Source organism: Streptomyces sp. NPDC041713 (assembly GCF_055591085.1).
Map to the genome: position 1 here is coordinate 39,668 of NZ_JBVIZY010000020.1, position 26,922 is coordinate 66,589.

Below are 26,922 nucleotides of genomic sequence, written 5' to 3' on the forward strand. Positions count from 1 at the left end.
TTGTGAGGGTTCGGGTTTTGGGTCCGTTGGGTGCTGAGGTTGACGGGGTGTCGTTTGTTCCGTCTGCGGGGAAGCCGCGGCAGATTTTGTCTTTGTTTGCTTTGTATCCGGGGCGGGTGGTGCCGGTTCCGATGTTGATGGAGGAGTTGTGGGGGACGGAGCCGCCGCAGAGTGCGTTGACGACGTTGCAGACTTATATTTTGCAGTTGCGGCGTCATTTGGGTGTGGCGTTGGGGGTGGAGGGCCGGGGTTCGGTGAAGGAGGTGCTGGCGACGCGGCATGGGGGGTATTTGATGCGGATACCTGTTGAGAGTGTGGATGTGCAGGTGTATGAGCGTCTGGCGGGTGAGGGTCGGGCGGCGTTTGATGCGGGTGATGATGTGGGGGCGGCGGATTGTTTTCGGCGGGCGTTGGCGTTGTGGCGGGGGCCGGCGTTGGTGGATGTGCGGGTGGGGCCGATTTTGGAGATTGAGGTGATGCGTTTGGAGGAGAGCCGTTTGGGGACGGTGGAGCGGCGTATTGATGCTGATCTGCGGTTGGGGCGGCATGCGGAGTTGATTGCTGAGTTGACGGAGTTGACGGCGCGTTATCCTCAGCATGAGGGGTTGCATTCGCAGGCGATGGTGGCGTTGTACCGGTCGGGGCGTCAGGCGTCGGCGTTGGAGATTTACCGTAGGTTGCGGATCAGGATGATCGAGGGTTTGGGTGTGGAGCCGTCGCCGCAGGTGCAGCGGTTGCATCAGGCGATGCTGGCGGTGGATCCGCAGTTGGATGTGGTGGCGGGGCCGCGGCGGGGTTCGACGTTTGATCTGTATGCCGCGTGAGGTGGACCGGCGGCTGGGGGTGTTGTTCCGCGCTCCGGCGGTCGGCGTTGGGGTTCGGGCCGGTGGGCGCGTCCCGGCGGTGACCGGCTGGTCCGCCTGGTGCGGGTCCGGTGGTGTGGGCCTGGTTCGGGGCTGGTGCCCGGAGGCTTGGCTGTCCTGCCCTGTCCTGTGACTGTTGCCGACGTGTCCCGCTGTGTGCTGTCTCTTTCTCGGGGGCCAGTTGTTGAACGGTCCCGTCCCGCTTCAGAGACCTGCGCCTTCCGTCGGCCCTGTCTGTTCAGCGGCACGCGGGGCCTATGCGAGCGGCGAGTTGAAGGCGTGCTGTGTCGAGGGATTCGGACGCGTGTCTCTCGGCTGTGGTGTTTGCAGGCCGGTGACTTCTTGCCGATGAAGAGGGCATGCGAAGGCCCTCCCGGCGATTTGCAGGCGCTGAGGTCTGGGCGGGCCGTTGAGTGCGAGGAGGCTCCGGTGCTCACCGTAGATCCGGACGCGGTGAGGGTGGGGCCCGGCTGAGAGCGGGTCACCAGTCGAGGGTGGTTGGGCCGGGATGGGTATGAGGGCCGGTCAACACCAACTGCGTCGGGTCGTTCATCCGCGTCGCCGCCCCGAGCGCTGCTGTCCGTTCTCCGGCTGGTCCTCTTTGTGTGGCCGCGTGCGCGGGGTCATCGTGCGGGGCGCCATTCCATGAGGAGGTTGGGGCCTTCCTGTGCCAGGCGGTGGAAGCCGGCCTTCTCCCAGGCGTGCACAGCCCGGAGGTTGGATGCCGCGGGATCGACGGTCACGCGGCGCCATCCGCGTTCCGAGCACAAGTACGTGACCAGCGCGCGGGCCGCGTCTGGGCCCAGGCCCCGGCCCCGGGCTGCAGAGGTCAGCACCACGTCGATGCCACCCTCGGTCGCATCGGCGTGCCAGTACTGCGCATAGCCCACCGCTGTGTCCTGGGCGAGTACCAGGAAGGACTCCACCTGTGGGCGGCGCCGTCCCACGTATTTCTCTGCGACCTCCTGCCGTGACAGCGGCACCCCACCCCAGTGCTCCACGAAATCGGGGTCGGCGAACCACGAGGCCAGCAAATCGAGATCGTTCTCGGTGGTCGGGACAAGGCGAGTCAGCGCGCCCTCGAGAGCGACGTCACCGGCCATCGGACAGCCTCCATTTGAGATGCCAGCCGCACAAGAAGATTAACGATCACTCGGCGTACGTGACCACAACAAGGGGCCGGAGCCCGTTCTCGTGGACGGAGCCAACTGCCGGTGAACGGTGTCGCGGGTCCACCCATGCGAGGAGGCAGGTGTTGTCGGCGGTGGAGTGTGGAGCGGCGTGTCTTGCTGGTGGCCGGGTTGGTTCTGCCGGACTTGGCGGCAGGTCGGCTGCCCGCTCCCGCTGGCCACCTGGCGGGTGCCTCCCCTGTTGGGGGCATCGGCGTGGTCGCGGGCGGTCCATGCGATGGGGGATTGCGGGTGTGGAGTGAGGTATTCGCGGGCCCGCGTGCGCTGGTGGACGTGAGCGTGTAGCCCGTCCGTGACGGGGCGGGGTGAGCGAGTCCCCGGGTGGCGTTGCGGGCCTGTCTGCTGAGCTGGTTGCCGCCCAGGGGTCGGCAGCCTTCGTCCCGCGTCTTGCGCGGGGCGCGTGGGGCTGGGGTGGGAGGGGTTGTCTGCTGGTGTGGCCCGGGCGGGTCGGGTGTCCCCTATCCGGGCGCCCCGTTTCGGGGGTGTCTGTGTCGGTGGCAGTGTGTCTTCGCCTGGCCGGTGTGTTGCCTGCAGGTCGGGTTGCTCCCGCCCGGCTGGGGGAGGACGCATCCCGCTTCGGAGGGGGGCACGTCCGGTGAACTCCCTCTCCCTCTGCGGTGGTTGTGGGGTGTGGTGTCTTCGGTGTGGGGTGTCTGGTCGGGGGGTTGTGTGGTTGTGCGCCAGTGTCTCTGTCAGTGACCTACGTCACTTTCGGGGGTCTTGGTGCCGGGGCGGTGGCCGTGTCACTATTCCTGCACGACGTCCCTGCCCAAAGCCGGTTCTGGCACGGTGGGTTGAGGGTTCGTATCCGCCGCTCGCATCCAGACCATTGCCGAGCTGTCTGCTCCCGGGATGCCGGGTTTCGTTGAGTTCCTCCTTTCCTGACCTTCCTTCACCGTAGGCCCGTATGCCGTGATGCGGTGGTGTTCTGGTGTCGTTGGGCCTGCGGGCCGGTGGCATGGGATTCTCCGTCCTCCTTCCCAGAGGGTGGAGGGCGGGCATGTTCCGTGTTCCTGGGGGCGGTTGGGGGACTCGGGTATCGGGGCTGTGATCGTGCAGGCGGTCGCGGGTCGGTAGCCGGTTGCGTATGTCTCGGTCGTAGTGCGCCTCCGCAACATGGCCGGCCTCGCTTCTGTCTCTCTCGCGTCCCTGGCTGGGGGCGGTTCGCCTGCTGTCTGGGTGCGCCTGTGCTGCCTGGCTGCACGCTCGGTCGCTGACTGGCTCGCCCAGCCGTGCCGGATGGGCTTGGTCGGCTGTCTGTTCCTGGGCCGGGTGGGTTGGATTCCCGTTGTGGGTAGTGCTGTTGTCCTCTCCTTGTGCTGGTGTCGGGGAGAGGGCTCTGTCGTGTCCGGTGGTGTGGTCCGGGTGTGCTTCGGATCGGAGGCGCCTCCCGCTGGGGAGCGGAAGGGTGGCGGGGTATCCACAGCCTCAATTCCGGGGCCTGGTGCTGTTTCACCGTTCAGCCCCGGGCGGGGCGGGTGTTCGTTGTACAGAGTCTTCCGCCGTGTCCCAGCCGCCCCCGGCACGCCCCCGGGTACCTCCAGCACATCTCCGGAACACCCAACTGCACGTCCCCGGGTTGTCTCCAGCACGTCCCGCAGTACTTTCAGCGCGCCCCCGGGTTGTCTCCGGCGCGTTTCAGTACATAGCCCGCCGATTTTCCTGGGCCTTCTTGTATGCCTCTTCGTCTGTCGTCTCCTTTCCTCTCCTGTTGTTCCTCGCCGTTGTCCGTGGGGCTGGTCTTCGAAGGCCGGCTGCTGGCCGGCTCTTGAAAGAGGAAGGGGTGGGGGAGGGGGGCGGCCGTTTCGCCGGTTAGGGCGTGCAGTCGGCCGGTTGGGGTTGGTGTTCAGGGTGGTTGGGGTGTGTTGGCTGCTGCCCTTCGCTTGCCCTTGTTGTCGCCCTGGAGGGGGGTGGGGGCGGGGTTTGAGTGTGTGTGGGTGTTTCGTTCACGTGTCTAAGGCAGACTCTAGAGAAAGTGGATTCCCGTTATGCCCAGGCTATGCAAGCCGTCAGTGCGTGTACCGGAATACGTCATCACGGCGGAAGAGACGCTGGAGTTCGCCGAGAGGGCGCATGCCGGGAAGCCGCAGCTTCCTCTGGCGCTTCGGCTGATCCGTAACACGGGGGTGGTGAAGCGGCATATCGTCCAGCCCATCGAGCAGACGCTGCGGCACCCGGGGTTGAGTGAGCGTAACCGTGTCTATGAGGCGGAGTCGAAGAAACGCACCCCCGAGGTGGTGGAGGAGGCTCTGGCCAATGCGGGGGTGACCGCTCGTGACATCGATGCGATCATCTACGTGTCGTGCACCGGGTTTTTGATGCCGTCGCTGACGGCCTGGCTCATCAACAAGCTGGGTTTTCGTTCCGACACCCGCCAGATTCCCATCGCGCAGCTGGGCTGCGCGGCCGGTGGTGCGGCGATCAACCGTGCGCATGACTTCTGCCTGGCCCACCCGGGCAGCAACGTGCTGATCGTCTCCTGCGAGCTGTGCTCGCTGTGCTACCAGCCCGACATGGACGACATCGGCTCGCTGCTCTCCGACGGGCTGTTCGGGGACGCGGTCGCGGCCGCGGTGGTGCGTGGCAGGGGCGGTACGGGGATCGAGCTGGAGCGCAACTCCTCGTATCTCATTCCCGATACCGAGGAGTGGATCTCCTATGCGGTGCGGGAGACCGGTTTCCACTTCCAGCTGGACCGGCGGGTGCCGGGGACGATGGAGCCGCTGGCGCCGGTGCTGCGTGAGTTCGCCGCCGGCCATGGCTGGGATGCCTCCAACCTCGACTTCTACATCATCCACGCGGGCGGTCCCAGGATTTTGAGTGACCTCGCGAAGTTCCTGGATGTGGACCGCAAGGTGTTCCGTCACAGCTGGTCGACGCTGACGGAGTACGGCAACATCGCCTCCGCGGTCGTGCTGGACGCGGCGCTGCGGCTGTTCGAGGAGGACACCCCGATGCCCGATGCCACCGGGCTGATCGCCGGGTTCGGGCCCGGTATCACCGCGGAGATGGCGCTGGGCCGCTGGAACAGCGACACCCCGCCCGCCTCCTGACCCCGCCGGGCCACCCCGGCCCCTGTCGGCACCGGCGACGCCCACAGCCTCCAACCCACGGCTCACGGCCTACGGCTTCTGGTTGCGCTCACGGCTCGCCGTCTTCGGCTCACGGGCCTTCGTCCCGATGCGGGGCTCACGGCTTACAGTCACGGCTCTCGCCTTCCGGCCCCGATCTCGGCTCACGGCCTGCAGCCACGGCTCTCGGCTCTCGGCCCCGATCTCGGCTCACGGCCTGCGGTCACGGCTCTCGGTTTCGGCCCTCGTCCTGCGGGCTCTGCACCGGGGTTGGGCCCACCGGGCCTTCGGCTCATGGGCTTTCGGGTTGCGGCCTTCGGCCCGGCCTTGGCGTGCGGCGGCTGCTTTCCGCCTCGGGCCCGCGGCCCGTTGCTTTCGGGTGACGGTCTCCGGCTTGTGGCGCACGGCCCGTTTCCTCGGCATACGGTCTTCGGCCCCGGCCCCCGCTGTGGGGTGTTCAGCTCGGCCTTCGGGCTTCGGTTCTTGGCCCACCAGGCCTGTGGCCCAGGGGCTTTCGGCTCCGGCTCGCGGTCTGCTGTCTTCGGGTTGCGACCTCCGGCCGGCTGCCCCTGGTGTCCGGTCCGCTGGCTTCGGGTTACGGCCTGCGGCTTTTGGGGCGCGGCCCGTTGCTTCGGCTTACGGCTTACGGCTTTGGGGCCGGCCCCGGGTGTTCAGCTCCGGCCTCCGGCCTCCGCTTCTCGGTCCCACAGGCCTTGGGCCCAGGGGCTTTCGGGTTGCGGCCTCCGGCGCGGCCTTGGCGTACGGTCCGTTGTCTTCGGGGTGCGGTCTTCGGTCCCGGCCCTGGCGTACGGCTCGCTGTCTTCGGCTCGCGGGCTGCGGCCTGGATGCTCGGTTCACGGCCTCCGGTCCTCGGCCTTTGGGTTGTGGGCCCCGGAGTTGGGCCCCACCAGGCCTGTGGCCTACGGGCTTTCGGTTGCGACCTTGGCGTACGGGGTGCGGCCTTCGGTCCCGGCCTCCGGCGTACGGTCCGCTGCCTCGGCGTTCGGCCTTCGGCGCCGGCTCTGGTGTTCAGCGCCGGCGTCCGGCCTTCGGGCTCCGGGTTTCGGTCCCGGCCCTCGGCTCACGGCCCGCTGTCTTCGGGTGATGGCCCCCGGCCCTCGGCTCGCGGTCCGTTGCTTTCGGCCTCCGGCCTGTGGCGTGCGGCCCGTTGCCTCGGGTTACGGTCTTCGGCCCCGGCTTCGGTGTTCAGCTGCGACGTCCGGCCTCTGGGCTCTTGGCCGCCGGGGTTGGGCCCACCAGGCCTGCGGCTCGCGGGGTTTTCGGTTCCGCTTCGCGGTCTGGCGTCTGCGGTTCACGGCTTGCGGCCCCGATGCTCGGCTCCGGCCTGCGCTCATGGCTCATGGCTCACGGCTGTGGCCTCCGGGCAGTCGGCCCGGCGTTCGCTCCACCAGGTTTGCGGCCTACCAGGCCTGCGGTCCAGGGGGTTGCGGTCTTTGGCCTTCGACGGTGGTCTTCGGACCCCGGCCCCGGGGTTCGGGCCGCCAGGTCTCCGGTCCAAGGGGTTTCGGCATCCGGTCCCGGTGGCGGCATCCGGCCCGTCAGGTCTGCGGCCCAAGGGGTTTCGGTCTCCGGCCCTCGACGGCGGCCTCCGGCCCCGGTGGCGGTATCCGGTCCCCGGCGGCGGCATCCGGGTCCCGGGCGGTGCTCTCCGAGCCCCGGCGGTGGTCTTCGGCCCTTGCCCTCGGGCGGTGGTCTGCGGGCCCTGTCCTCGGGCGGTGGTCTGCGAGCCCCAGCCCCCCACACATCCCGGCGGTGCCGGTGGTCTGGGGTGTGGGTGCACGGCGTGTTCGCCGCCTGGCGGGGCGTGAGACCGCATCCCTGCTCCGCCCCGCCGCCCCGCGCCACCCCCCTTTTTTTGTTCCTCTCGCCCTCTCGTCCTCTCGTCCCTTTTGTCCTTTCGTCTTCTTGTCCATGAAGGAAACCCATCACATGACTGGCCTGATCGTCCCGCCCGGTGGGGGACGCAAGCTGATCACTCCGGCGCAGGAAGTGACCTTCAAGGCCACCCAGGCGCAGGGCTCTTCGGTCTCGATCTTCGAGGTGGTCGTGCCGCCCGGGTTCGACGTCGGCGCCCACGTGCATCACGAGTCCCAGGAGTTCTTCTACGTCCTTGAGGGCGAGCTGGACCTGATGTGCTTCGAGCCCCTCGAGCGGACCCCGGACACCTGGCACCACTGGCGCTCGGCCACCGGGGAGCGCGTCATCCGCGCGGGTGAGGGCGGCTGCATGTTCGTACCGCCCGGTATCCCGCACGCCTTTCGCAACGCCACCGACAAACCCGTCCGGATGCTCTTCGAGAGCTATCCCTCACCCGACCACGAGCAGTACTTCGAAGAGATCACCGAGATCTGGGCGCGGGGCACCACCGTCGATCCCGCGGCCGTGGAGGAGATGCGCAAACGCTACGACGTCGAGGAACTCACCCCCCTGCGCTACACCCCGCCCCCCTCCGCCGGCAACGGGAAGTGACCGAAATGAACACCCCCATACCCCTGGTCCACGCCAGCCTGGGCGAGAAGGAACTGGCCGCCGTCGCCGAGGTGTTCGCCTCGGGCTGGCCGGCCGGCCAGGGCCCCAGGGGCAAGGCCCTGGAAGCCCAGCTCACCCACCGCTACACCCGCCAGGCCGTCGCGGTCAGCAACTGCGGCGCCGCCCTGCACCTGGCACTGCTCGCCCTGGGCGTGCGGGCCGGCGATGAGGTCATCGTCGCCGACTACACCTTCCCCGCCCCCGCCCACGCCGTGCGCTACCTGGACGCGGTGCCCGTCTTCGCCGACGTCCGCGCCGACACCCACACCCTGGACCCCGCCAGCGTCGCCGACCTCATCACCCCCAGGACCGTCGGCATCATCGCCGTGGACACCGTGGGCCTGCCCGCCGACTACCGCGAACTGCAGGCCCTGGCCGATGCCCGCGGCCTGTTCGTGATCGAGGACGCCGCCTGCGCGGTCGGCGCCACCTACCAGGGCCGCGAGGCCGGAACCCTGGCCGAGGTGGCCTGCCTGTCCTTCCACGGACGCAAGGGCGCCACCAGCGGCGAGGGCGGCGCCCTGGTGGCCGCCGACCCCGCCATCGCCCAGGACGCGCGCCTGCGCTCCTCCTTCGGCATCGGCAGCATCTTCGACCAGTCGAAGATCGTGGGCCTGCCCATTGCCCAGTTCACCGAGATCGGCTACAACTTCAAACTCTCCGACATCGCCGCCGCGATCCTGCAGGTCCAGATCGAACGCATCGGGGAACTCCTGGAGCGCCGCGCCACCGTCGCCGCCCACTACCACCACCTCCTGGCCGACGAGGAACTGCTGAGCCTGCCCACGGTGCCCGCCGACCGTACGCATGCCTGGCAGTCCTACCTGGTGCGCCTGGACGAGCGGGTGGACCGCGCCGCGCTGGCCGCGGACCTGCGCGCCCAGGGCATCGGCTGCGGCCACGGCACCTGGGCCACCCACCTGCAGCCGGTCTTCGAGGCCAAGCAGACCTGCCCCGTCTCCGCCGCCCTCTACCACCACCACCTGGCCATCCCCATGCACGCCGAACTCACCCCCGAGCAGGTCGAACGGGTCGCGAGCCGGCTGCGCACCGCCCTTCACACGCACGCGGCCCCCGCCCGGGCCCTGGGAGGAACCCGATGAGCGAGCACCAGCCCACCCCGGACACGGTCCTGCGCCTGATCAACGGCTACTGGTCCACCGGCATCATCGGCGCCGCCGCCGGCCACCGCCTGTTCACCCACCTCGACGACGGCGCCCACAGCGCCCAGATGCTCGCCGAGCGTGCGGGCATCTCCCCGCGCGGCGCGCAGAGCCTGCTGGACGGCCTGGTCAGCATCGGCCTGGTCCACCTGGAGGAGGGCACCTACCGCAACAGCCCCGAAGCCGACGCCTACCTCGTCGAGGGCCGCCCGGCCGACCTGAGCGCCATGGCCCGCCTCAAGCTCACCCACATGGGCAGCCTGACAGGGCTGGCCGACGTGGTCGCCGCCGGCGGCCCGGTCAGCGACCCGGCCGTCGAGGTCGCCGACAACCCGCACTGGGGCCAGGTCGTGCCCGCCATCGCCGCCCAGTCCGTGCCCGCCGCCGCCGTCGCCGCCGACGTCCTTGGCCTGGACGACGCCGGAGCCCTGTCCATCCTGGACGTCGGCGGCGGCTCGGGCATCTACTCCGCGACCTGGCTTAAGCGCAACCCTGCCGCCCGTGCCACCCAGCTCGACTGGGAACCCATCAACGCCATCGCCCGCCGCCTGCTCGCCGAACGCGGCCTGAGCGACCGCTTCACCTGCATCGACGGCGACTTCCACCACACCGACTTCGGCCAGCACGCCTACGACGTCGCCGTCTACTCCCACATCGCCCACCAGGAAGGCCCCGAGGACAACATCGCCGTCTTCACCCGCCTCAAAGACGCCCTCAAACCCGGCGGCGCCCTCATCGTGTGCGACTACGTCGTCGACGACGACCGCAGCGGCCCCGCCTTCCCGCTCCTCTTCGCCTGCGAAATGCTCCTCAAGAGCAAGCAGGGCGGCACCTGGCGGCGCACCGACTACCACGCCTGGCTCAGCAAAGCCGGCTTCAGCGACATCACCTTCCACGCCGCCCCGCCCGCCACCCTCGTCATCGCCCGCTAACCACCCCAACCCCCCAACTGCCGGGCCCAGCAGGCGCGTCAGGGGTCGGGCGGGGGAGGGGCATCAGTCAGCGGCGGCGCCGGCGGCGCGGGCAGCGGCGAAACCCCCGCACCAACGCCGGAACGCCGGAACGCCGGCACACCGGTATGCCGGTACACCACGTAAAAAGAAAAGGGAATCTGCTGTGGAATCTGTGAACGTTGCCATCATCTATTACAGCGCGACCGGCACCGTGCACACGCTGGCCAAGGCGGTCGCCGAGGGCGCGGAGAAAGCGGGCGCGCAGGTACGGCTGCGCACGGTGGCCGAGACCGCCCCCCAGGCGGCGATCGAGGCCAACCCGGCCTGGGCGGCCCACCGTGAGGCCACCGCCGACGTCGCCGAAGCGAGCCACGACGACCTCGCCTGGGCCGACGCGGTCCTGTTCGGCACACCCAGCCGGTTCGGGAACCCCGCAAGCCAGCTGCGGGCCTTCATCGACACCACCGGACCCCTGTGGTTCGCCGGGAAGATCGCCGGGAAGGTGTTCTCCGCGTTCACCGCCAGCAACACCGCCCACGGCGGACAGGAATCCACCATCCTGGCCCTGTCCAACACCTTCTACCACTGGGGCGGCATCATCGTGCCCCCCGGCTACACCGACCCCGTCCAGTTCCAGTCCGGCAACCCGTATGGCACCTCCCACGTCGCCGGCGACGGCGCCCCCGGCGACATCGCCCTCCAGGCAGCACGCCACCAGGCACGCCGCGTCGTGGACACCACCGCCGCCCTCAAAACCGGCCGCGCCACCCTCTGAGCCTCTGAGGACGGCAAGCGCGAGGCCGGGCGTCAACTGCCCGCCGGATGGGGCCGGTTGCGGTGCTCCCACGTCTCTCACGGTGCCTGGCTCATACGGTGCTGCGGTGCTGCGCCGTGTGGTGTGTCCCCCGCCCGGGGGTGAGTCCGGCCGGCCTCCGGGGTGGGGCGTCACTCATCGCCGTCCCCGGGTGCCGGCCGGTGGCCACGGGCCAGGCCGGGGGCGCGGCCGGCTGCGTGGACCGGCCCGAGGGGGCGCCCCCGGCGCCCCGGCGCGGCCCAGGCGTCCATCCGGCCCGCGCCCTGTGCAGGGTGTGGGGCCGGCGGCGTCCGCCTCGTCCGCCTCGCTCCTTTCGACGACGCAGCCCTACGCAATGTGAGGCCGCCCACCCCTTGCCTCCCCGCCCGGCCCCCACCCGGACGGGGAGGCAAGGAGCGGGCGGCGGCTGCGGCACCCGCCCCACCAACGCACCCTGCGCCCTGCACGCCCTGCGCCCTACTCACACTGCCCCACTCGCCCCGTGCGCCCCGCGTGCCCCACACGCCCGGGGTTCGCCCGGCCCGCTCCGCGCGCCCTGCACCCGGGGTTTGCCCGGCCCGCCTCGCCCGCCCTGCACGCCCTGCGCCCCGCGCACCCTGTGCCCGGGGTTTGCGCGCCTCACCCGCCTGCGCCTCCCGCGCGCCTGCGCCCGGGTTTGCCCGCCTCACCCGCTCCGCCCCCCCCACGCTCCCCGCGCCCGGGGCCTGCCCGGCCGGGGGCGGGGTCCAGGCGGGGTTTCGTCCATCCGTTCCCGCAGAAGGAGACAGCCCGATGAAGGGCTCCACGGTCTACCGATCGATACAAAAGCGCGGCCTGCACCTCGGACTCCTGCCGGAGATGGCCGCGGCCGTCAACGGTTCGACGCCGCTCACCCTCGACCACGACCTGGACGTCCTGCCCCATCTGGGACGGCGTCTGACGGTCGCGGAGTTCGCCGACGCCATCGACGACCTGGCGGCCCGGCTGTGGGCGGCCGGGGTACGGCCCGGTGAGCACATCGTGGTCCACAAGAGCGCCAACGCCGACATCTGGATGCTCGGCGCCGCCGCCTCCCGTATCGGCGCCATCCCGGTGATGCTCTCGCCCGCCCTGGACGGCGCGACCGTCGGCGCCCTCATCCAGCGCCTGGAGCGGCCCAGCCTGCTCACCGACACCCCCAAACTCCAGGGCATGACCCAACTACCCCTCAAGGACATCACCCGCCGCGTCATCGTGAGCGCCGGTGAACACCCCGGCGCCCAGTGCCTGACCGCGCTCGCCGGCTCCCCCCGGGTACGCGCCCGGATCCGCCCGATCGACGAAGCGGCCGTCATCACCCACACCTCCGGCACCACCGGACTGCCCAAACTCGTCGTGCACACCCCCCGCACCCAGGGCATCCGCCTGGTGCCGCAGTGGCGGCTGCTGGCTTTGATGCGCCGCAAGGACACCGTCGCCATCCACATCCCCTTCGTGCACTCACGGATGGTGGCGGCCATGTCCCTGGCCCTGCTGAAACAACTGCCGATCCTGCTGATGAACGCATCGGATCCCGACAGCGTCGCCGAGCAGTTCGCCGCCCACCGGCCCGGCTTCGTCGAGGCCCTGCCCAACTCCCTGATGGACTGGGAGGACCTGGCCGCCGACCCGCGCCGCCCCTTCTCCTCGGTGAAAATCTTCAGCAGCACCTTCGATGCCATCCACCCGCGCACCATGAGCCGGCTGCTGAACTCCTCCGAGCGCCCCGGCGCCCTGTTCTTCCAGATCTACGGCCAGAGCGAGGTCGGCCCGGCCGTGGGCCGCGCCTACTTCCGCTCCTCCGCGCACAAGGCCAACGGCCGCTGCGTGGGCTGGGCGATGCCGCTGGGGGCCGCGAAGGTCCGCGTCACCAGCCGCAACGGCCGGCCCCCCTCCCAGGACAACCCCGGCTTCATCGAAGTGGCCTGGGAAGGCCTGGCCAAGACCTACTTCGCCGAACAGGAGCGCTACGACACCAACCGCAACGGCGCCTGGTGGCGCACCGGCGACGTCGGCTACCGCACCGCGCTGGGCTGCCTGCACATGCTCGACCGGGAAGTCGACATGATCGAAGGCGTCACCAGCTCCCTTCAGGTCGAGGACGTCGTCTTGGGCCGGCTGCCCGAACTGAGCGAACTCGTCGTGGTGACCGGCCCCGGCGACCGGCCCGTCCCCGTCGTCTGCACCACCGACGACACCCCCCTGGACCTCGCCCGCTGGCGCGCCGCGGTCACCGCCTTCCCCCAGCTCGCCGACCCCGTCCAGATCCCCCAGGCCGAACTGCCGCGCACCGCCACCCTCAAGGTCCAGCGCAACGCGCTGGCCCACCAGCTCCACACCCGCCTCTCCGACCCCGCCTGACCCCCCGCGCCCGCCAACCCCGGCGCCCCGCAACCGCGTTCACCCCGGCGCTGAACCCGGCAGCCGGAACGCGGAGGCCGGGGCGCGGGGTGCGGGGGAGGGGGTACGAGCCCGCCGCGCGGGACCCGGCCGGGGTGGGGGAGAGGTGTACGGGCGGGGTGTACGGGTGGGCGGGCCCGGCTCGCCTACCCGGTGCCGGCCGGGAGCCACCGCACAGGGCAGCGGCGCACCACAGCCGGGCAGAGGCATACAGGTGCGGTGCCCCTGCGGGCCACACGCGGGGGAGAGGCCTACGGGTACTGGACGGGCCAGGCCCAAGGGAACGGCATATGAGCCTGCCGCAGCGGGAGTGCCGCTGTGCACCGTCGCGGCAACACTCTTGACCGCGCCGCCCGCGCCAGGCCCGTACCGCCGGATACCCCCGGTGCACCGAGCCCTCGTGCCCTGCCAGGGTCGCGGTTCGGCCCAAGAACTGTCCCGTACGCGGGGGTTGGCCCCGGGGGCCCTGTGCCTGCCTCCGCCCCGCCCGGTGCGCGGTTGGGGCCTATGAGCTGTGTCGTGCACGGGAGTTGACCCTGGCAGGGCCTACGTTCACCCCGGCTCCGCTCGGCGCGCGGTTCAGTCCAAGAGTTTGTCCCCTACGCGGGAGGCGGCCCCGGCGGGCCTCATGCCTGCCTCCGCCGCGCGGTTCGGTCCAAGGGCTGTTCCGTACCAGGGAGTTGGCGCCGTCGGGTCCCAAGCCCGCCGCCGGTTCCGCCCGGCGCAAGGTTCGGTCCGAAAGCCAGTCCCCTACGCGGGAGTGGCGCCCCGCCGTCCCTGCGCTCACACTCGGCTCCGCTTGGCGCGCGGTACAGCCCAAGAGCTGTCCCGTACGCGGCAGGCGGCCCCGGAGAACCTCGTGCCCGCCTCCGCCGGGTCGGCCCAAGGCTGTCCCGTACGAGGAGGTTGAACCCTGCAAGTCCCAAGCCCGTCCCTCCCGGCTCCATCCGGTGCGCGGTTCGGTCCCAAGGCCCGTCTCGTACGCGGGAGTGGGTCCCCGTCGTCCCCGCACGCCCCTCGGCCCTGCTCGGCGCGCGGTCGCCCAAGGTCCGCCCCCTACTCGGGAGTTGGGCCTGGAGGGTTCCGCGTTCGCCTGCGGCTTCGGCTGGTGGCCGCACGGTCCCGTCCCCGACGAACCGTGCCGTGGCCGGCCTGCCGGTCAACCCTGCCCACGCGAGGCGGCCTTGAGTCGGCCCGCCCGCCCCGCCGCGTCGGGCCGGTCGTCGGGGCCGGGAGGGTGCCCGGCGCCTGCCCCTGCCCGGCCCCCGCGCCGGTGGCCTGCGTCGGGGCCCCGAGCTCACACGCCCCGTTCCGCCGTGCACGTCATCCATTCGCCCTGCTACGTCCTGGAGAGTCATGTCCCGTCGTCTGTTCACCTCGGAGTCCGTGACCGAGGGCCACCCCGACAAGATCGCCGACCAGATCAGCGACACCATCCTGGACGCCCTGCTCAGCCAGGATCCCGCCTCCCGGGTCGCGGTCGAGACGCTGATCACCACCGGCCAGGTGCACATCGCGGGCGAGGTGACCACCGCCGCCTACGCCGACATCGCCACCCTGGTCCGCCAGAAGATCCTCGACATCGGCTACGACTCCTCCGCCAAGGGCTTCGACGGCGCCTCCTGCGGGGTGTCGGTGTCCATCGGCGCGCAGTCCCCCGACATCGCCCAGGGCGTGGACACCGCCTATGAGAAGCGGGTCGAGGGTGATGAGGACGAGCTGGACAAGCAGGGCGCGGGCGACCAGGGCCTGATGTTCGGCTACGCCACCGACGAGACGCCCGCCCTGATGCCGCTGCCCATCGAGCTGGCCCACCGTCTCTCGCGTCGCCTGAGCGAGGTCCGCAAGGACGGCACCGTCCCCTACCTGCGCCCCGACGGCAAGACCCAGGTCACCATCGAGTACCAGGGCAGCCGGCCGGCCCGGCTGGACACCATCGTGGTCTCCTCCCAGCACGCCGCCGACATCGACCTGGACGACCAGCTCACCCCCGACCTGCGCGCACACGTCGTCGAGCACGTGCTGGCCCAGCTCGCCACGGAGGGCATCAAACTCGACACCGACGACTACCGGCTCTTCGTCAACCCCACCGGCCGCTTCGAGATCGGCGGCCCGATGGGCGACGCCGGCCTGACCGGCCGCAAAATCATTGTCGACACCTACGGCGGCATGGCCCGCCACGGCGGCGGCGCCTTCTCCGGCAAGGACCCCTCCAAGGTCGACCGCTCCGCCGCCTACGCGATGCGCTGGGTCGCCAAGAACATCGTCGCCGCCCAGCTGGCCACCCGCTGCGAGGTCCAGGTCGCCTACGCCATCGGCAAGGCCGAACCGGTCGGGCTGTTCATCGAGACCTTCGGCACCGCCACCGTCCCCCAGGCCCACATCGAACGCGCCGTCGGCGAGGTCTTCGACCTGCGCCCCGCCGCGATCATCCGCGACCTGGACCTGCTGCGCCCCATCTACGCCCAGAGCGCCGCCTACGGCCACTTCGGCCGCGAACTGCCCGACTTCACCTGGGAGCGCACCGACCGCGCCGACGCCCTGCGCGCGGCCGCCGACGCCGACGCCGGCTGACCCCCGCCGGGCGGGCGGGGGTGTGCGGCGGGGTGGTGGCGCCCCCGCCGCGCGGACGTGTGGACGCGCGCCCCGCCGCGCGCCGGCGCGCCCCGCCCCGGCCCGGCGCCCTGCCCGTACCGCCCACCGCCCCGCCAGGCGGTGACCGCACCCCCTCGCCGTACCCCCCCTCGCCGTACCCCCCGCCGCGCCGCCGCCCGCCCCGTCCTGCCCGATGCCCGCCGGCCCCGGCCCTCACCGGCCGGCCCCCCGCTTCAAGGGAGTGCTTTGTCCGTGCGTATCGCCGTGACCGGATCGATAGCGACCGACCATCTGATGGTGTTCCCCGGCCGTTTCGCCGAGCAGCTGATCAAAGAGCAACTGGAGCGCGTCTCCCTGTCGTTCCTCGCCGACCGGCTCGAGGTCCGCCAAGGCGGTGTCGGCGCCAACATCGCCTTCGGCCTGGGGCTGCTGCGGCTGAACCCGGTCCTGATCGGCGCGGCCGGACTCGACTTCGCCGCGTACGGGCGCCGGCTGGAGGAACACGGCGTGGACATCTCCGCCGTCCAGGTCAGCGACACCCTGCACACCGCGCGTTTCGTGTGCACCACGGACCAGGACCAGAACCAGATCGCCACCTTCTACGCCGGCGCCATGGCCGAGGCCGCCCACATCGACCTCGCCGCCGTCACTGCCCGCACCGGCACCCCCTTGCTCGTCCTGGTCGGCGCGGACGATCCCGCCGCGATGCTGCGCCACACCGCCGCCGCCCACGCCCTGGACATTCCGCTGGCCGCCGACCCCTCCCAGCAGCTGGCCCGCCTCGAGCGCGACCAGGCCCGCCGCCTGGTCGAGGGGGCGCGCTGGCTGTTCACCAACGAGTACGAGGCCGCCCTGCTCCAGGAGCGCACCGGCTGGAGCGAGTCCCAGCTCTTGGAGCGCGTCGGCACCTGGATCACCACCCTGGGCGCCGGCGGCGTCAGCCTGGCCCGTACCGGCTGCCCCCGCCTGAGCGTGCCCGCCGTCCCCGCCGCCACCATCGCCGACCCCACCGGCGCCGGCGACGCCTTCCGCTCCGGCTTCCTGGCCGCCACCGCCTGGCAACTGCCCCAGGAACGCGCCGCCCAGCTCGGCTGCGCCCTGGCCACCACCGTCCTGGAATCGGTCGGCACCCAGGAGTACAAGCTCAGCCCCGCCGACCTGCTCACCCGCATCGAGCACACCTACGGGCCCGCCGCCGCCCGCGCCCTGCAGGCCCCGCTCACGGCCAGCACCTCATGACCCCGCCCCGCGCCCACGCCCCCCACAGCGTCCCCCGCAGCGCTCCACGCCAGGACGCCGTCAGCCGCGCACCGCGCGAGCGCATCCGCAGCCTGCGCGAGATCGTCGCCGGCCCCGCCCCCAGCTTCTCCTTCGAGTTCTTCCCGCCCAAGGACGAGGCCGCCGCCCGCCTGCTGTGGCGCACCATCCGCCGTATCGAGACCCTCGCTCCCGCCTTCGTCTCGGTCACCTACGGCGCCGGCGGCTCCTCCCGCGAGCGCACCGTGGAGCTCACCCAGCGCATCGCCGCCGACACGACGCTGCGCCCGGTCGCCCATCTGACCGCGGTCGGCCACTCGGTGGCCGAACTGCGCCACATCATCGGCCAGTACGCCGACGCCGGCGTCCGCGACGTCCTGGCCCTGCGCGGCGACCCGCCCGGCGACCCGGGCGCCTGCTGGAGCGCCCACCCCCAGGGCCTGGCCCACGCCCATGAACTGGTGCGCCTGGTCAAGGAGTCGGGGGAGTTCAGCGTCGGCGTCGCCGCCTTTCCCGAACGCCACCCCCGCTCGCCCGACTGGGACAGCGACATCCGCCACTTCGTCGCCAAGTGCCGGGCGGGCGCCGACTACGCCATCACCCAGATGTTCTTCGACGTCGAGGACTACCTGCGGCTGCGCGAGAAGGTGACGGCCGCGGGCTGCACCACCCCGATCATCCCCGAGATCATGCCGGCCACCGACGTGCGCCAGATCAGCCGCTTCGCCCAGCTCAGCGGCGCCGCCTTCCCCGAAGCGCTGGCCCACCGCCTGGAGGCCGCCCGCGACAACCGCGCCGAGGGCCGGCGCATCGGCGTCGAGCACGCCACGCTCATGGCCCAGCGCCTGCTGGCCGAAGGCGCCCCCGGACTGCACTACATCACCCTCAACCGCTCCACGGCCACGCTCGAGATCCACCGCAACCTCACCCACACGCGCAGCGCCCCGCACCGTCTCGCAGCCCGCCACTGACCAAGGCCCCGACCGCACGGCCCGTCCATACCGCCGCTGACCCCGGCTACCGCCACGGACCCCGACCGGCAGGAGGATCACGTGTACGACAGCGAAGAGGAGGACCACCGGCCCTCCCGGGAGATGGCCCTGGCCCCGCCGCGCACCCCGCCGCTGCGGCTCGCCGGCATCGACGAGGACGACACCTTCGAACCCCACGTCGTACGCGGCATCGACTGACCCCTCCGGGTAGCCCGCCCCCAACTCCGCGCCCCAGAAGGAGAAGAGATGTCCCACGCCGCACACCAGGCCCCCGCCCCACGCCCCGCACAGGACGCCCACACCCCCCAGGACACGCACGCCGCGCCCGCCGCACAGGACGCACCCGCCGCGCCCGCCGCTCAGGATGTGCCGGGCGCGGGCGGGGCCGGCGCGCTGGCCGACATCGGGGGCGCCCTGGCCCGGGCCGGGGCGGCCTCCCTGAGCGGAGAGCGCGCCGAACTGGCCCAGAGCCTGCTGCGGGCCGCCCTGTCCAAGTGGGAGGACCCCGCCGCCCGCCCCCAGCTCCTGGCCGCCTTCAGCGCCGTCTTCACCGGCGAGGACGGCGCGGCCCGGATGCGTGACTTCATGTCCCGCCAGATCTTCCAGCAGCTGGCCGACTCGCTTCAGGAGCCGGCCAAGGACTTCGAGGAGGTCGCCCGCGCCCTGGGCGTACCGCCCATGAACATCAACGCCGCCCAGGCCCAGGTGTGGGGCGTGGCCGTACTGCGCTACGTCGTGAAACTGGAGCCGCTGGCCTCCGCCTCCGTCGAGGACGTCATCGCCACGGTCTCACCCACCATCCAGCGCTACCTGGTCGGCTGACACCCCCGCCCCCACCCCCGGCTGCGCGCGCGCTTTCCCCCGCCGCGCCGGCCCCCTCACATTTGGCGGCCCTGTTTCGTCGTACCGGTGGAGACGGCGCCACCCCGCGCACAGCGGGCGCGGCCACCCACCGGCGCCGGCCGCCATGTCCGCGCGGACGGCCTTCTTGGGTCGCACTTTTATCCGGAGGAAGTAACCAGGCCATGAGTACTCTCGACAAAGAGTCCACGGGCGGGGCGCAGGCACCCGCCGGCGACCCGCGGCGATGGAAAGCACTGGCCGTTCTCGCGGCGATCCAGTTCATGCTCGTCATGGACGTCACGATCGTGCTCGTCGCACTCCCCGAAATCGACAAGGACCTGACCTTCAACCCCAAGGGCGACCTCGCCTGGGTGATCAACGGTTACGTCCTGATGGCCGGCGGATTCCTGCTGCTGGGCGGCCGGCTGGCCGACATGTTCGGCCGCCGCAGGATCTTCATGGTTGGCGTGATCTGCTTCGGCGTCGCCTCGGCCACCTGCGGCGCCGCGATGTCCTCCGGCATGCTCGTCTCCAGCCGCTTCGTCCAGGGCCTGGGCGAAGCACTGTGCGGCCCGGCCGCCCTGGGCATGATCCCCATCCTCTTCCCCGACGCCCGTGAGCGGATGAAGGCGCTGGGCGTATGGGGCGGCACCGCGGCCCTGGGCGGCGTGATCGGCTCGGTCGTCTCCGGCGCCCTGACCGAATACGTCGACTGGCGCTGGATCTTCTACATCAACATCCCCATCGCCCTCGCCGCGCTCATCCTGGTGCCCCGCGTCATGCCCGAGAGCCGCATGGAACGTGAGGGCCGCAGCGTCGACGTCGTCGGCGCCATCGCCATCACCGGCGGCCTCGTCGCCGTCGTCTACGGCCTGATCAAGGCCGCCGACCACTCCTGGAGCTCCTCCACCGTCCTCATCCCGCTGCTCGGCGGCGTCGGCGTGCTGCTCCTGGCCGCCCTGTGGGAGGTGCGCACCCCCGACCCGATGGTGCCCATCCGCTTCTTCACCAACCGCACCCGCGTCACCTCCAACGTGGTGACCCTGGCGCTGCTGGCCAGCTTCCACTGCTACGCCTTCCTGCTCATCCTCTACATGCAGCAGGTCCTTGGCTACTCCGCGATCAAGTCCGGCATGGCCGTGGTGCCGCTGGCCTTCGCCATGGGCGCCGGCATGGGCGCGGCCTCCGCGCTGATGCCCCGCATCGGCGTCAAGGCGGTCCTGGCCATCGGCTTCGGCGGCGCCGCCGTGGGCCTGTTCGTCGCCAGCACCCTGGAGGCCGACTCCTCCTACGTCGGCGGCGTCCTGCCCGGCATGCTCGTCTTCGGCATCTTCAGCGCCATGTGCTACCCCGCCCTGGTCAACGGCGCGCTCTACCAGGTCACCGGCAAGGACTCCGGCCTGGCCTCCGGCGTGCAGACCGCCATGCAGCAGATCGGCGGCGCGCTCGGCCTGGCCACCCTCGTCCCGGTCGCCATCCGCTACACCACCGACCACATCGGCGAGGGCGTCCTGCCCACCGTCGCCCAGTCCGACGGCGCCTCCCGCGCCTTCCGCATCGGCGCGATCCTGGTGGCCGTCGCCGCCGCCCTGGTCGTCGCCCTGATGCAGAAGGTCGACGCCACCCCGCGCAACGTGCTCGCCGAGGCCGACGCCGAGCCCGGCGACGACGCGGTGGCCCAGCCCACCGCCACCGGCGCGGCCACCTGAGCCCCACCCGCACCACCCTTCTTTACGCACCGCCCCCGGGGAGCCGACGTTCCCCCCGGGGGCGGTGTCCTGTCCTGTGCTGGGGCGCGGGCGCGGGCGTCAAGTCGTCTTCTGCTGCGGGTGGTTGGGGCCTTTGGGCGGGTGTGCGGGTGCGTGATCCACGCCACGCCAAGGCGCACTAGGCGCGGGCCCGCGGCGCGTGTCACGATTCTGGTGCGTCCATCCTGCCCAAAAGCCGTACCGGGGCAGGGAATTGGGCGCTCCTTCATGTGTGCGCCGGGGCGGAGCGGGGGAGGGCGCCGGCGCCGGTGCCGTCTGCTCCGGCCACGGGGGCGCCACCCATCCGCCGGGCCCGCACCATCGTTGCCGGGCGCGCCCCGCCAAGGCCATCCTGCTGGGCGGGCACGTGGTGCTCCACGGAGCGCCCGCCCGCCCTCGCTCTGCCGGCCCGTGGACACCCGGGCTCCGCGCGGGGCCGAGGGCATCCGCCTCGACGTGCGCCTGGACTGCGCGGTCCCGCCCGGCCGCCGCTGGGCTTCGGCGCCGCCTGCGCGGAACCGCCACCTCAGGGTGGGGGCCGTCTTCGGCCTCGTACAGGCCGCCGGGACTGTCGCCCACGGCCCGGCCTCCTGCTCTTGATCAGGACCGCTCCCGCGAACTGCCCGCGGGCCGCGGGCCGCGGGCCGCGGGGGATTGTTCATCGCCGCCGGCAGCGGCGAGAGCGGCCGCACCAAGGGGCCCGTCGCACCTCGACGCGATGGGCCTGGGCGCGGGTTCTGCCACGAAAACCCCCGCCGCCCGCACCCCCCCCTGACGGCCAACTGGCCTGTACGGGGCGGCGGTTGACCCGCACCGCAGGGATACGTACGAAACCGGACACGGAGCCGATACGGGAAGGAGCAGGCCCATGCAGACCACCACCAGCAACACCCACCGCAACCGCAGCGGCAGCGGTGGTGGCAGTCGCACGGGCCGCCGTGTCGCCGGCGCCGCGCCCCGTATCCTCGCCGGCGCCTGTCCGCCGGCTGCCGGTGTCCGTGAGGGGCTGAGGGCGGGGGAGTACGGCGCCAGGGGCGCTGTCCCGCTGCCGGTCATGGTCGGAGGAGGCACGGCATGGTGAACGGCTACCGCCCGCCGCGCGACAGCGGCTGACGCGGGGCGCTGAGAGAGCGCGCCGAGGATCGAATGCAGGGCCCGGTATGCCCGGCCCGGCCCGGTCCTTGGCCGTGCGTTGCGTAGCCATCCATGCCGCACGTGCCGTGTGCCCGCCCCCAGAGGCCAGTCCATCTTGGGGAGCCGGGCGAGGGGGCTCGTGCGTGCGAAGAGCGGCACCCGATCCCCTTTGCCCGGCCCGCGAGGCGGGCGGCGGCAACGGGGGGGGTGTCTGCCCGGACCGGACGTGAGCGGCGCCGCCTTCGTGCGCGGCGCCGGCCCGCGCCGCGCTCCCGCCCCCTCTCGCGTGACCAGCAGAAACGGCCGACATGACCACGTCCCACAGCACGATCTGCCTGATCGGTGCCGGACCGCGCGGGCTGTCCGTGCTCGAGCGGCTGTGCGCCAACGCCCGCTCACAGCCCGCCGACCGCACCCTCCACATCCACGTCGTGGACCCCTACCCGCCCGGCGCCGGGCAGGTGTGGCGCACCGACCAGTCACCGCACCTGCTGATGAACACCGTGGCCGGGCAGATATCGGTGTTCACCGACGCCACCGTCGACCTGGAGGGCCCCCTGGAGCCCGGCCCCAGCCTGCACGCCTGGGCCGCCGCCCTGGCCGGCGAGCACACCGCGGACCGCTGTGCGGATGGCTGCCCGGACGGCGCCCTGAGCGGCTGTGCGGACGGCTGCCCGGGTGGCTGTGCGGACGTCTGCCCGGAGGGCTATCCGGAGAGCGTCCTGGCCCAGGCCCGCACCCTTGGCCCCGACTCCTACCCCACCCGCGCCTTCTACGGCCACTACCTGCGCTGGGCCTACAGGCGCATCGTGCGCGGCGCCCCCGCCGCCGTCACGATCACCCCGCACCGCTGCCGCGCCCTGCGCCTGGACGAGGACCCCCACCCCCACCTTCACCCCGCAGGCCCGGCGGGCGGGCAGGGCGGTTCGCCGCGGCAGCGGGTGCGGCTGAGCGATGGGAGCCTGCTCGAGGACCTGGACGCCGTCATCCTGTGCCAGGGGCACCTCCCGGCCCGGCCCACCGCGACGGAGGCCGCATTCGCCGCCCGCGCACGGCAGTTGTCGCTGGCCCACCTCCCGCCCGCCAACCCCGCCGACGTCGACCTGGACGCCGTACCGGAGCACGCCACGGTGCTGCTGCGCGGCCTGGGACTGAACTTCTTCGACTACCTGGCCCAGCTCACCCACGGCCGCGGCGGCACCTTCACCCGCACCGCGGGACAGCTCCTCTACCAGCCCTCGGGCCGGGAGCCGCGCCTGCTGGCCGGCTCCCGGCGCGGCATCCCCCACCAGGCCCGCGGCGAGAACGAGAAGGGCCCCCACCACCGCCACGAACCGCTGGTGCTCACCGCCGAGCGGCTGAACGCGCTGCGCCGCGCCCAAGGCGCAGGCGGCCTGGACTTCACCGAGCATCTGTGGCCGCTGATCGCCCACGAGGTCGAGACCGTCTACTACCGCACCCTGTTCACCTCCCGCGGCCACCGCGCCCGCGCCGACCAGCTGCAGGCCGACTACCTGGCCGCCGCCCCCGCACAGCGCCCCGCGGTCCTGGACTCCTACGGCATCGGGGAGAAGTACCGCTTCGACTGGCAGCTGCTGGCCCGCCCCTACCGCGACCGGCAGTTCACCGGACCCGAGGACTTCACCGGCTGGCTCCTGGACCACCTGCGCCAGGACGTCGCCGAGGCCCGCGCCGGCAACGTCAGCAACCCCCTCAAGGCCGCCCTGGACGTACTGCGCGACGTGCGCAACGAGATCCGCCTGGCCGTCGACCACGCCGGGCTGCACGGCGACTCCCACCGCACCGACCTGGACGGCTGGTACACCCCGCTCAACGCCCACCTCTCCATCGGCCCGCCGGCCCACCGCATCGAGGAGATGACCGCCCTGATCGACGCCGGCGTCCTGAGCGTGGTGGGGCCCGGCCTGCGGGTGGAGGCGGCACCCGGCGGCTACCGCGCGCACTCCCCGTACGTGCCCGGCTCCGCGCGGCGCGCGGACCTCCTCATCGAGGCCCGGCTGCCCGCCACCACGCTGGCCCGCACCGGCGACGTACTCCTTGGCGATCTGCTGGAGCGCGGCCAGTGCACCGCCCACCGCATCCCCGCCCGCACCCGGCAGCCCCACGACAGCGACGGACTGGCCGTCACCCGCCGCCCCTTCCACCTCATCGACGCGGCCGGGCGCCCCCATCCGCGCCGCTTCGCCTTCGGCGTGCCCACCGAAGGCGTGCACTGGGTGACCGCCGCGGGCATCCGGCCCGGCGTCGGCTCGCTCACCCTCACCGACGCCGACGCCATCGCCCGCGCCGCCCTCGCCCACCCCGCCGGCCCCAACCCCCCGGCCCGGGCCGGCAACCGGCCGTGACCAAGGAGGCCCGCATGCCCCCCGCCGACCCCACCCCCGCCCCCGCAGAGCCCGCGCTCACCGCGCAGGCCGGTATGCCGTACGCGCCCGACGTGCCGTACGTGCCGGGGCTGCCGCAGGGCGGTGTGCCGTACGTGTCCGGTGTGCCGCAGGAGGGTCTGCTCGCCCCCGTCTGGGCGGACACCCCGGTGGCCGCGGCGGTCGGCGACGGGGCCTGGCTGCAGGCCATGCTGGATGCCGAGGCCGCCCTCAGCCGTGCCCAGGCCCGCCTGGGCACGGTGCCCGCGGCCGCCGCCGCGGCCATCACCGCCGCGGCCCGCGCCGAACACTTCGACCTGCCCGCCCTGGCCGCCCGCGCCCGGCACAGCGCCAATCCCGTGGTGGCCCTGGTCAAGGACCTGACCGCGCTGGTGGCCGCCCGGGACGGCGAGGCCGCCGCCTACGTGCACCGCGGCTCCACCAGCCAGGACATCCTGGACACCGCCTTTGTCCTGGTGGCCCACCGCGCCCTGCGCCTGATCCGCGCCGACCTGGCCCGCACCGCCCACCACCTGGAGCGCCTGGCCCGCGCCCACCGCGACACCCTGATGGCCGGGCGCACCTTGGCCCTGCACGCGGTGCCCACCACCTTCGGCTGCAAGGCGGCCGGCTGGCGCCACCTCGTCCTGGACGCCGAGGAGAAACTGGCCCACTGGCACACCCGCGCACCCGTCCAGCTCGGCGGCGCCGCCGGCACCCTGGCCGGCTACCTCCAGCACGCCCCCGCAGCCGATCCCGCCGCCCACACCCGCGACCTGAGCGCCGCCTTCGCCGCCGAACTGGGCCTGGCCGCACCCCTGTTGCCCTGGCACGTGCTGCGCACTCCCGTCGCCGACCTGGCGCATGCCGCCGCGTTCACCTGCACCGCCCTGGGCAAGATCGCGGTGGACGTGCTGTCGCTGACGCGCACCGAGGTCGCCGAGGTCCACGAGCCGGGCCCCGTCGGGCGCGGCGCGTCCTCGGCGATGCCGCACAAACGCAACCCCGTCCTGTCCGCCGCGATCCGCTCCGCCGCCCTGCAGGCACCCCCGCTGGCGGCGGGTGTCCTGGGCTGCATGCTGAGCGAGGACGAACGCTCCGCCGGCGCCTGGCACGCCGAATGGGAGCCGCTGCGCGCCCTGCTGCGGCTGGCCGGGGGAGCGGCCCGCCAGGCCGGCGAACTCGCCGGGGGCCTGCGGGTCGATGCCGACCGCATGCGCGCCAACACCGCCCTGACCGCAGGGCAGATCGTCTCCGAGAAGATCGCCGCGGTCCTCGCCGGACACCTGGGCCCGGCCCCCGCCCGCGCCCTCATGGAGCGGGCCTGCGCCCGCGCCGCCGAGCAGGGCCTGGCGCTGGCCGACGTACTGCGCGCCGACCCCCGGGTCGCGGCCCTGGTCCAACAGGGGCCCGGCGCCGGCCTGTTCGACCCCGAGGGCTACACCGGGGCCGCCGCGGTGCTGACCGAGCGGGCCCTGACCCGCACCCTGGCACCACAGCCGGCACACGAGGACGCCGGCACCACCCAGGGGTGATGCCGGCGCCGAACCCCACCCGCCAGATGCGCCGTGCGGGCCGTGCGGTCAGGAGTTCAGGAACTGCAGGAGGCGGGTGCGGGTGTGGGGGAGGTGCTGCGCTGCAGTGCGATCTCGGTGAGTTCCTCGATGTCGAACTGCGAGCGTCCCGGCGTGCCGTAGCGGGTGATCTTCCCCCGGCTCACCCACTTGCGGATGGTGGCTTCGGAGACCCCCGTGGCCAGGGCGGCCACATTGGTGGGGACCAGACGGTGGCGGGGCGGTCGGTTCATGCGGCGTCCTTTTGTTGCCGGTCCATGTGGTGGCGCAGGGCGAGCAGTTCGCGCATCTCCCAGAAGTGCCCCGCCGTGCAGCTCACGCCGGTGCTCTGCGGCGGGGCGCCGGGCGGCGCGGCGCTGATCGTCCCCGGGCAGTCCTGCACCACGCACCCGATGGCGGGCGGGCGCTGCTCGTCGGGTTCGGGGTCGATCGCCCGCAGCGACTCCTGGTGCAGGCCTTCGACTTCGTCGGCGAATTCCACGGCCGGCGCCTGGGCTGCGAGCCACTCCAGATGACGTAACAGAAAACACGCGAGATGCGGCACGGAACGCCCCGGAGCGGCCTGTCCGAGCTTCTCCATCACATACCCCGACCACGACTCCAGGATGGCGAGAATATTGTTCCTGGCATCGAGCGCGGAAATATTCAGGTGATCGCGCCGGCGGCTGCCCGACACCTTCGTCGGGTTCCTGCGGCGGGACGTCGAAAGAATGTGGTGCAGTCCCTCCTGGTGAAGTCCGGGAAGGGTACGAAGATTACGCTCCAGCTGCTCGACGCAGAGGGCACACAGGACCGAGCCGGCCGTGACAGGTAAGTCCTGGGAATGGTTCCTCGGGCATGAGTGAAACTCCAAGGTGAATCTCCTTCATGAGCTGAACGCGCCCCGCGCCCGGCCGGCCGCGAAAAAAGGGAAACCGCACCGGACGCCGTGGTGAAGAAAGGATCAAGGAACGGTGAATCCCGCGAAGGGGAAAGAAGGGGGGCGAGGGGTGCAGGGCCGGGGCCCGAAGGGCAGGGGCCGCTGACGGACGCCTCGGTGAACGGGCGCTCCCGGTCAGGAAATACCGGCGGACGTGAATGCGGCCCGGCATGCGCCGGCTCCGGTCTGTGTTCTGGATACGGCCCTCATGCGCATTCCATCCCCCCGGTTGGTGCCCAGATACCCACGCTGCCCAGCCGCAGCCATGGATGCACATCGGAGAGTTCCATGAGCGGTCGCGGGGTGTCAACGTCCACCCCGCCGGGAAGAGAGCGGTAATCCAGCGGCGTTAAATTTTTCTTTTCGTAATCGATCCCCCCTAAAGGGGAACTCTAGATTCCTCTTTCTTGCGGGGGAACTCCAGCTTTCCTCCAGCGGCGCCGCACCCGGACCGCATCCGGACCCCGGCCCGCCG

Annotated in this window: 19 protein-coding genes; 16 read left to right on the top strand and 3 right to left on the bottom strand. The window is 72.0% G+C overall.

Annotation, left to right across the window (positions count from 1 at the left end):
• Nucleotides 1-2 precede the first annotated feature (2 nt).
• Nucleotides 3-824 carry an AfsR/SARP family transcriptional regulator gene (locus ACZ6CV_RS35465; RefSeq protein ID WP_469255836.1) on the top strand — a complete coding sequence of 274 codons (822 nt, stop codon included), beginning with the start codon at nucleotides 3-5 and terminating at the stop codon, nucleotides 822-824.
• Nucleotides 825-1,486: 662 nt separating this feature from the next.
• Here the strand turns inward: ACZ6CV_RS35465 and ACZ6CV_RS35470 are convergent.
• Entirely contained in the window at nucleotides 1,487-1,966 is a 480-nt protein-coding gene (locus tag ACZ6CV_RS35470) for a GNAT family N-acetyltransferase (protein WP_469255792.1), read from the bottom strand.
• 2,075 nt (nucleotides 1,967-4,041) lie between these two features.
• Between ACZ6CV_RS35470 and ACZ6CV_RS35475 the strand changes: the two genes are divergently transcribed.
• From ACZ6CV_RS35475 to ACZ6CV_RS35545, 15 genes are all read left to right on the top strand, one after another.
• A complete protein-coding gene (locus ACZ6CV_RS35475; protein WP_469255794.1) occupies nucleotides 4,042-5,106 on the top strand; it encodes a type III polyketide synthase in 1,065 nt (354 codons plus the stop codon).
• A gap of 1,968 nt (nucleotides 5,107-7,074) precedes the next feature.
• Nucleotides 7,075-7,614 carry a cupin domain-containing protein gene (locus ACZ6CV_RS35480; protein WP_469255796.1) on the top strand — a complete coding sequence of 180 codons (540 nt, stop codon included), beginning with the start codon at nucleotides 7,075-7,077 and terminating at the stop codon, nucleotides 7,612-7,614.
• Nucleotides 7,615-7,619: 5 nt separating this feature from the next.
• Entirely contained in the window at nucleotides 7,620-8,777 is a 1,158-nt protein-coding gene (locus ACZ6CV_RS35485) for a DegT/DnrJ/EryC1/StrS family aminotransferase (RefSeq protein WP_469255797.1), read from the top strand.
• Complete coding sequence (locus tag ACZ6CV_RS35490; RefSeq protein ID WP_469255799.1) at nucleotides 8,774-9,769, top strand: methyltransferase; 996 nt, start codon at nucleotides 8,774-8,776, stop codon at nucleotides 9,767-9,769. Before ACZ6CV_RS35485 ends, ACZ6CV_RS35490 begins: the two co-directional genes overlap by 4 nt.
• Nucleotides 9,770-9,953: 184 nt before the next feature.
• A complete protein-coding gene (wrbA, locus tag ACZ6CV_RS35495; protein WP_469255801.1) occupies nucleotides 9,954-10,565 on the top strand; it encodes an NAD(P)H:quinone oxidoreductase in 612 nt (203 codons plus the stop codon).
• A gap of 810 nt (nucleotides 10,566-11,375) precedes the next feature.
• Nucleotides 11,376-12,962 carry a class I adenylate-forming enzyme family protein gene (locus ACZ6CV_RS35500; RefSeq protein WP_469255803.1) on the top strand — a complete coding sequence of 529 codons (1,587 nt, stop codon included), beginning with the start codon at nucleotides 11,376-11,378 and terminating at the stop codon, nucleotides 12,960-12,962.
• Nucleotides 12,963-14,357: 1,395 nt separating this feature from the next.
• Nucleotides 14,358-15,575 (top strand): methionine adenosyltransferase, encoded by a 1,218-nt coding sequence (gene metK, locus ACZ6CV_RS35505; protein ID WP_362377284.1) that lies wholly within the window; start codon nucleotides 14,358-14,360, stop codon nucleotides 15,573-15,575.
• A 273-nt stretch (nucleotides 15,576-15,848) separates the two neighbouring features.
• Nucleotides 15,849-16,835: a carbohydrate kinase family protein gene (locus tag ACZ6CV_RS35510; RefSeq protein ID WP_469255805.1), complete on the top strand. Its 987-nt coding sequence runs from the start codon at nucleotides 15,849-15,851 to the stop codon at nucleotides 16,833-16,835.
• Between the two features lie 83 nt (nucleotides 16,836-16,918).
• The gene (gene metF / locus ACZ6CV_RS35515; protein ID WP_469255838.1) at nucleotides 16,919-17,824 is read left to right on the top strand and encodes a methylenetetrahydrofolate reductase [NAD(P)H]; all 906 of its coding nucleotides are present in this window, start codon (nucleotides 16,919-16,921) and stop codon (nucleotides 17,822-17,824) included.
• 81 nt (nucleotides 17,825-17,905) lie between these two features.
• Nucleotides 17,906-18,043 carry a hypothetical protein gene (locus ACZ6CV_RS35520; RefSeq protein ID WP_362377289.1) on the top strand — a complete coding sequence of 46 codons (138 nt, stop codon included), beginning with the start codon at nucleotides 17,906-17,908 and terminating at the stop codon, nucleotides 18,041-18,043.
• A 48-nt stretch (nucleotides 18,044-18,091) separates the two neighbouring features.
• Nucleotides 18,092-18,667 carry a TetR/AcrR family transcriptional regulator gene (locus ACZ6CV_RS35525; RefSeq protein WP_469255807.1) on the top strand — a complete coding sequence of 192 codons (576 nt, stop codon included), beginning with the start codon at nucleotides 18,092-18,094 and terminating at the stop codon, nucleotides 18,665-18,667.
• A gap of 203 nt (nucleotides 18,668-18,870) precedes the next feature.
• The gene (locus tag ACZ6CV_RS35530) at nucleotides 18,871-20,397 is read left to right on the top strand and encodes an MFS transporter (protein WP_469255809.1); all 1,527 of its coding nucleotides are present in this window, start codon (nucleotides 18,871-18,873) and stop codon (nucleotides 20,395-20,397) included.
• A 907-nt stretch (nucleotides 20,398-21,304) separates the two neighbouring features.
• Nucleotides 21,305-21,517 carry a hypothetical protein gene (locus ACZ6CV_RS35535; RefSeq protein ID WP_469255811.1) on the top strand — a complete coding sequence of 71 codons (213 nt, stop codon included), beginning with the start codon at nucleotides 21,305-21,307 and terminating at the stop codon, nucleotides 21,515-21,517.
• 361 nt (nucleotides 21,518-21,878) lie between these two features.
• Nucleotides 21,879-23,936, top strand: a complete 2,058-nt coding sequence (locus tag ACZ6CV_RS35540; protein ID WP_469255812.1) for an FAD/NAD(P)-binding protein — start codon at nucleotides 21,879-21,881, stop codon at nucleotides 23,934-23,936.
• A 74-nt stretch (nucleotides 23,937-24,010) separates the two neighbouring features.
• Entirely contained in the window at nucleotides 24,011-25,489 is a 1,479-nt protein-coding gene (locus tag ACZ6CV_RS35545) for a nitrosuccinate lyase (protein ID WP_469255839.1), read from the top strand.
• Nucleotides 25,490-25,545: 56 nt separating this feature from the next.
• On the opposite strand, the gene ACZ6CV_RS35550 is transcribed toward ACZ6CV_RS35545, so the two are convergent.
• On the bottom strand, nucleotides 25,546-25,761 hold the full coding sequence (locus ACZ6CV_RS35550; protein WP_469255814.1) for a MerR family transcriptional regulator: 216 nt from the start codon (nucleotides 25,759-25,761) through the stop codon (nucleotides 25,546-25,548).
• Complete coding sequence (locus ACZ6CV_RS35555) at nucleotides 25,758-26,204, bottom strand: hypothetical protein (protein ID WP_469255816.1); 447 nt, start codon at nucleotides 26,202-26,204, stop codon at nucleotides 25,758-25,760. The genes ACZ6CV_RS35550 and ACZ6CV_RS35555 overlap by 4 nt, the downstream gene beginning before the upstream one ends.
• Nucleotides 26,205-26,922: the final 718 nt, after the last annotated feature.

Excerpts from the sequence above, each read along its gene's own strand:
- ACZ6CV_RS35530 (WP_469255809.1), top strand. The coding sequence starts at position 18,871 with ATGAGTACTCTCGACAAAGAGTCCACGGGCGGGGCGCAGGCACCCGCC.
- ACZ6CV_RS35525 (WP_469255807.1), top strand. The coding sequence starts at position 18,092 with ATGTCCCACGCCGCACACCAGGCCCCCGCCCCACGCCCCGCACAGGAC.
- ACZ6CV_RS35470 (WP_469255792.1), bottom strand. The coding sequence starts at position 1,966 with ATGGCCGGTGACGTCGCTCTCGAGGGCGCGCTGACTCGCCTTGTCCCG.
- ACZ6CV_RS35490 (WP_469255799.1), top strand. The coding sequence starts at position 8,774 with ATGAGCGAGCACCAGCCCACCCCGGACACGGTCCTGCGCCTGATCAAC.
- ACZ6CV_RS35550 (WP_469255814.1), bottom strand. The coding sequence starts at position 25,761 with ATGAACCGACCGCCCCGCCACCGTCTGGTCCCCACCAATGTGGCCGCC.
- ACZ6CV_RS35500 (WP_469255803.1), top strand. The coding sequence starts at position 11,376 with ATGAAGGGCTCCACGGTCTACCGATCGATACAAAAGCGCGGCCTGCAC.
- metK (WP_362377284.1), top strand. The coding sequence starts at position 14,358 with ATGTCCCGTCGTCTGTTCACCTCGGAGTCCGTGACCGAGGGCCACCCC.
- ACZ6CV_RS35545 (WP_469255839.1), top strand. The coding sequence starts at position 24,011 with ATGCCGTACGCGCCCGACGTGCCGTACGTGCCGGGGCTGCCGCAGGGC.
- ACZ6CV_RS35475 (WP_469255794.1), top strand. The coding sequence starts at position 4,042 with ATGCCCAGGCTATGCAAGCCGTCAGTGCGTGTACCGGAATACGTCATC.
- ACZ6CV_RS35535 (WP_469255811.1), top strand. The coding sequence starts at position 21,305 with ATGCAGACCACCACCAGCAACACCCACCGCAACCGCAGCGGCAGCGGT.
- ACZ6CV_RS35485 (WP_469255797.1), top strand. The coding sequence starts at position 7,620 with ATGAACACCCCCATACCCCTGGTCCACGCCAGCCTGGGCGAGAAGGAA.
- ACZ6CV_RS35480 (WP_469255796.1), top strand. The coding sequence starts at position 7,075 with ATGACTGGCCTGATCGTCCCGCCCGGTGGGGGACGCAAGCTGATCACT.
- ACZ6CV_RS35540 (WP_469255812.1), top strand. The coding sequence starts at position 21,879 with ATGACCACGTCCCACAGCACGATCTGCCTGATCGGTGCCGGACCGCGC.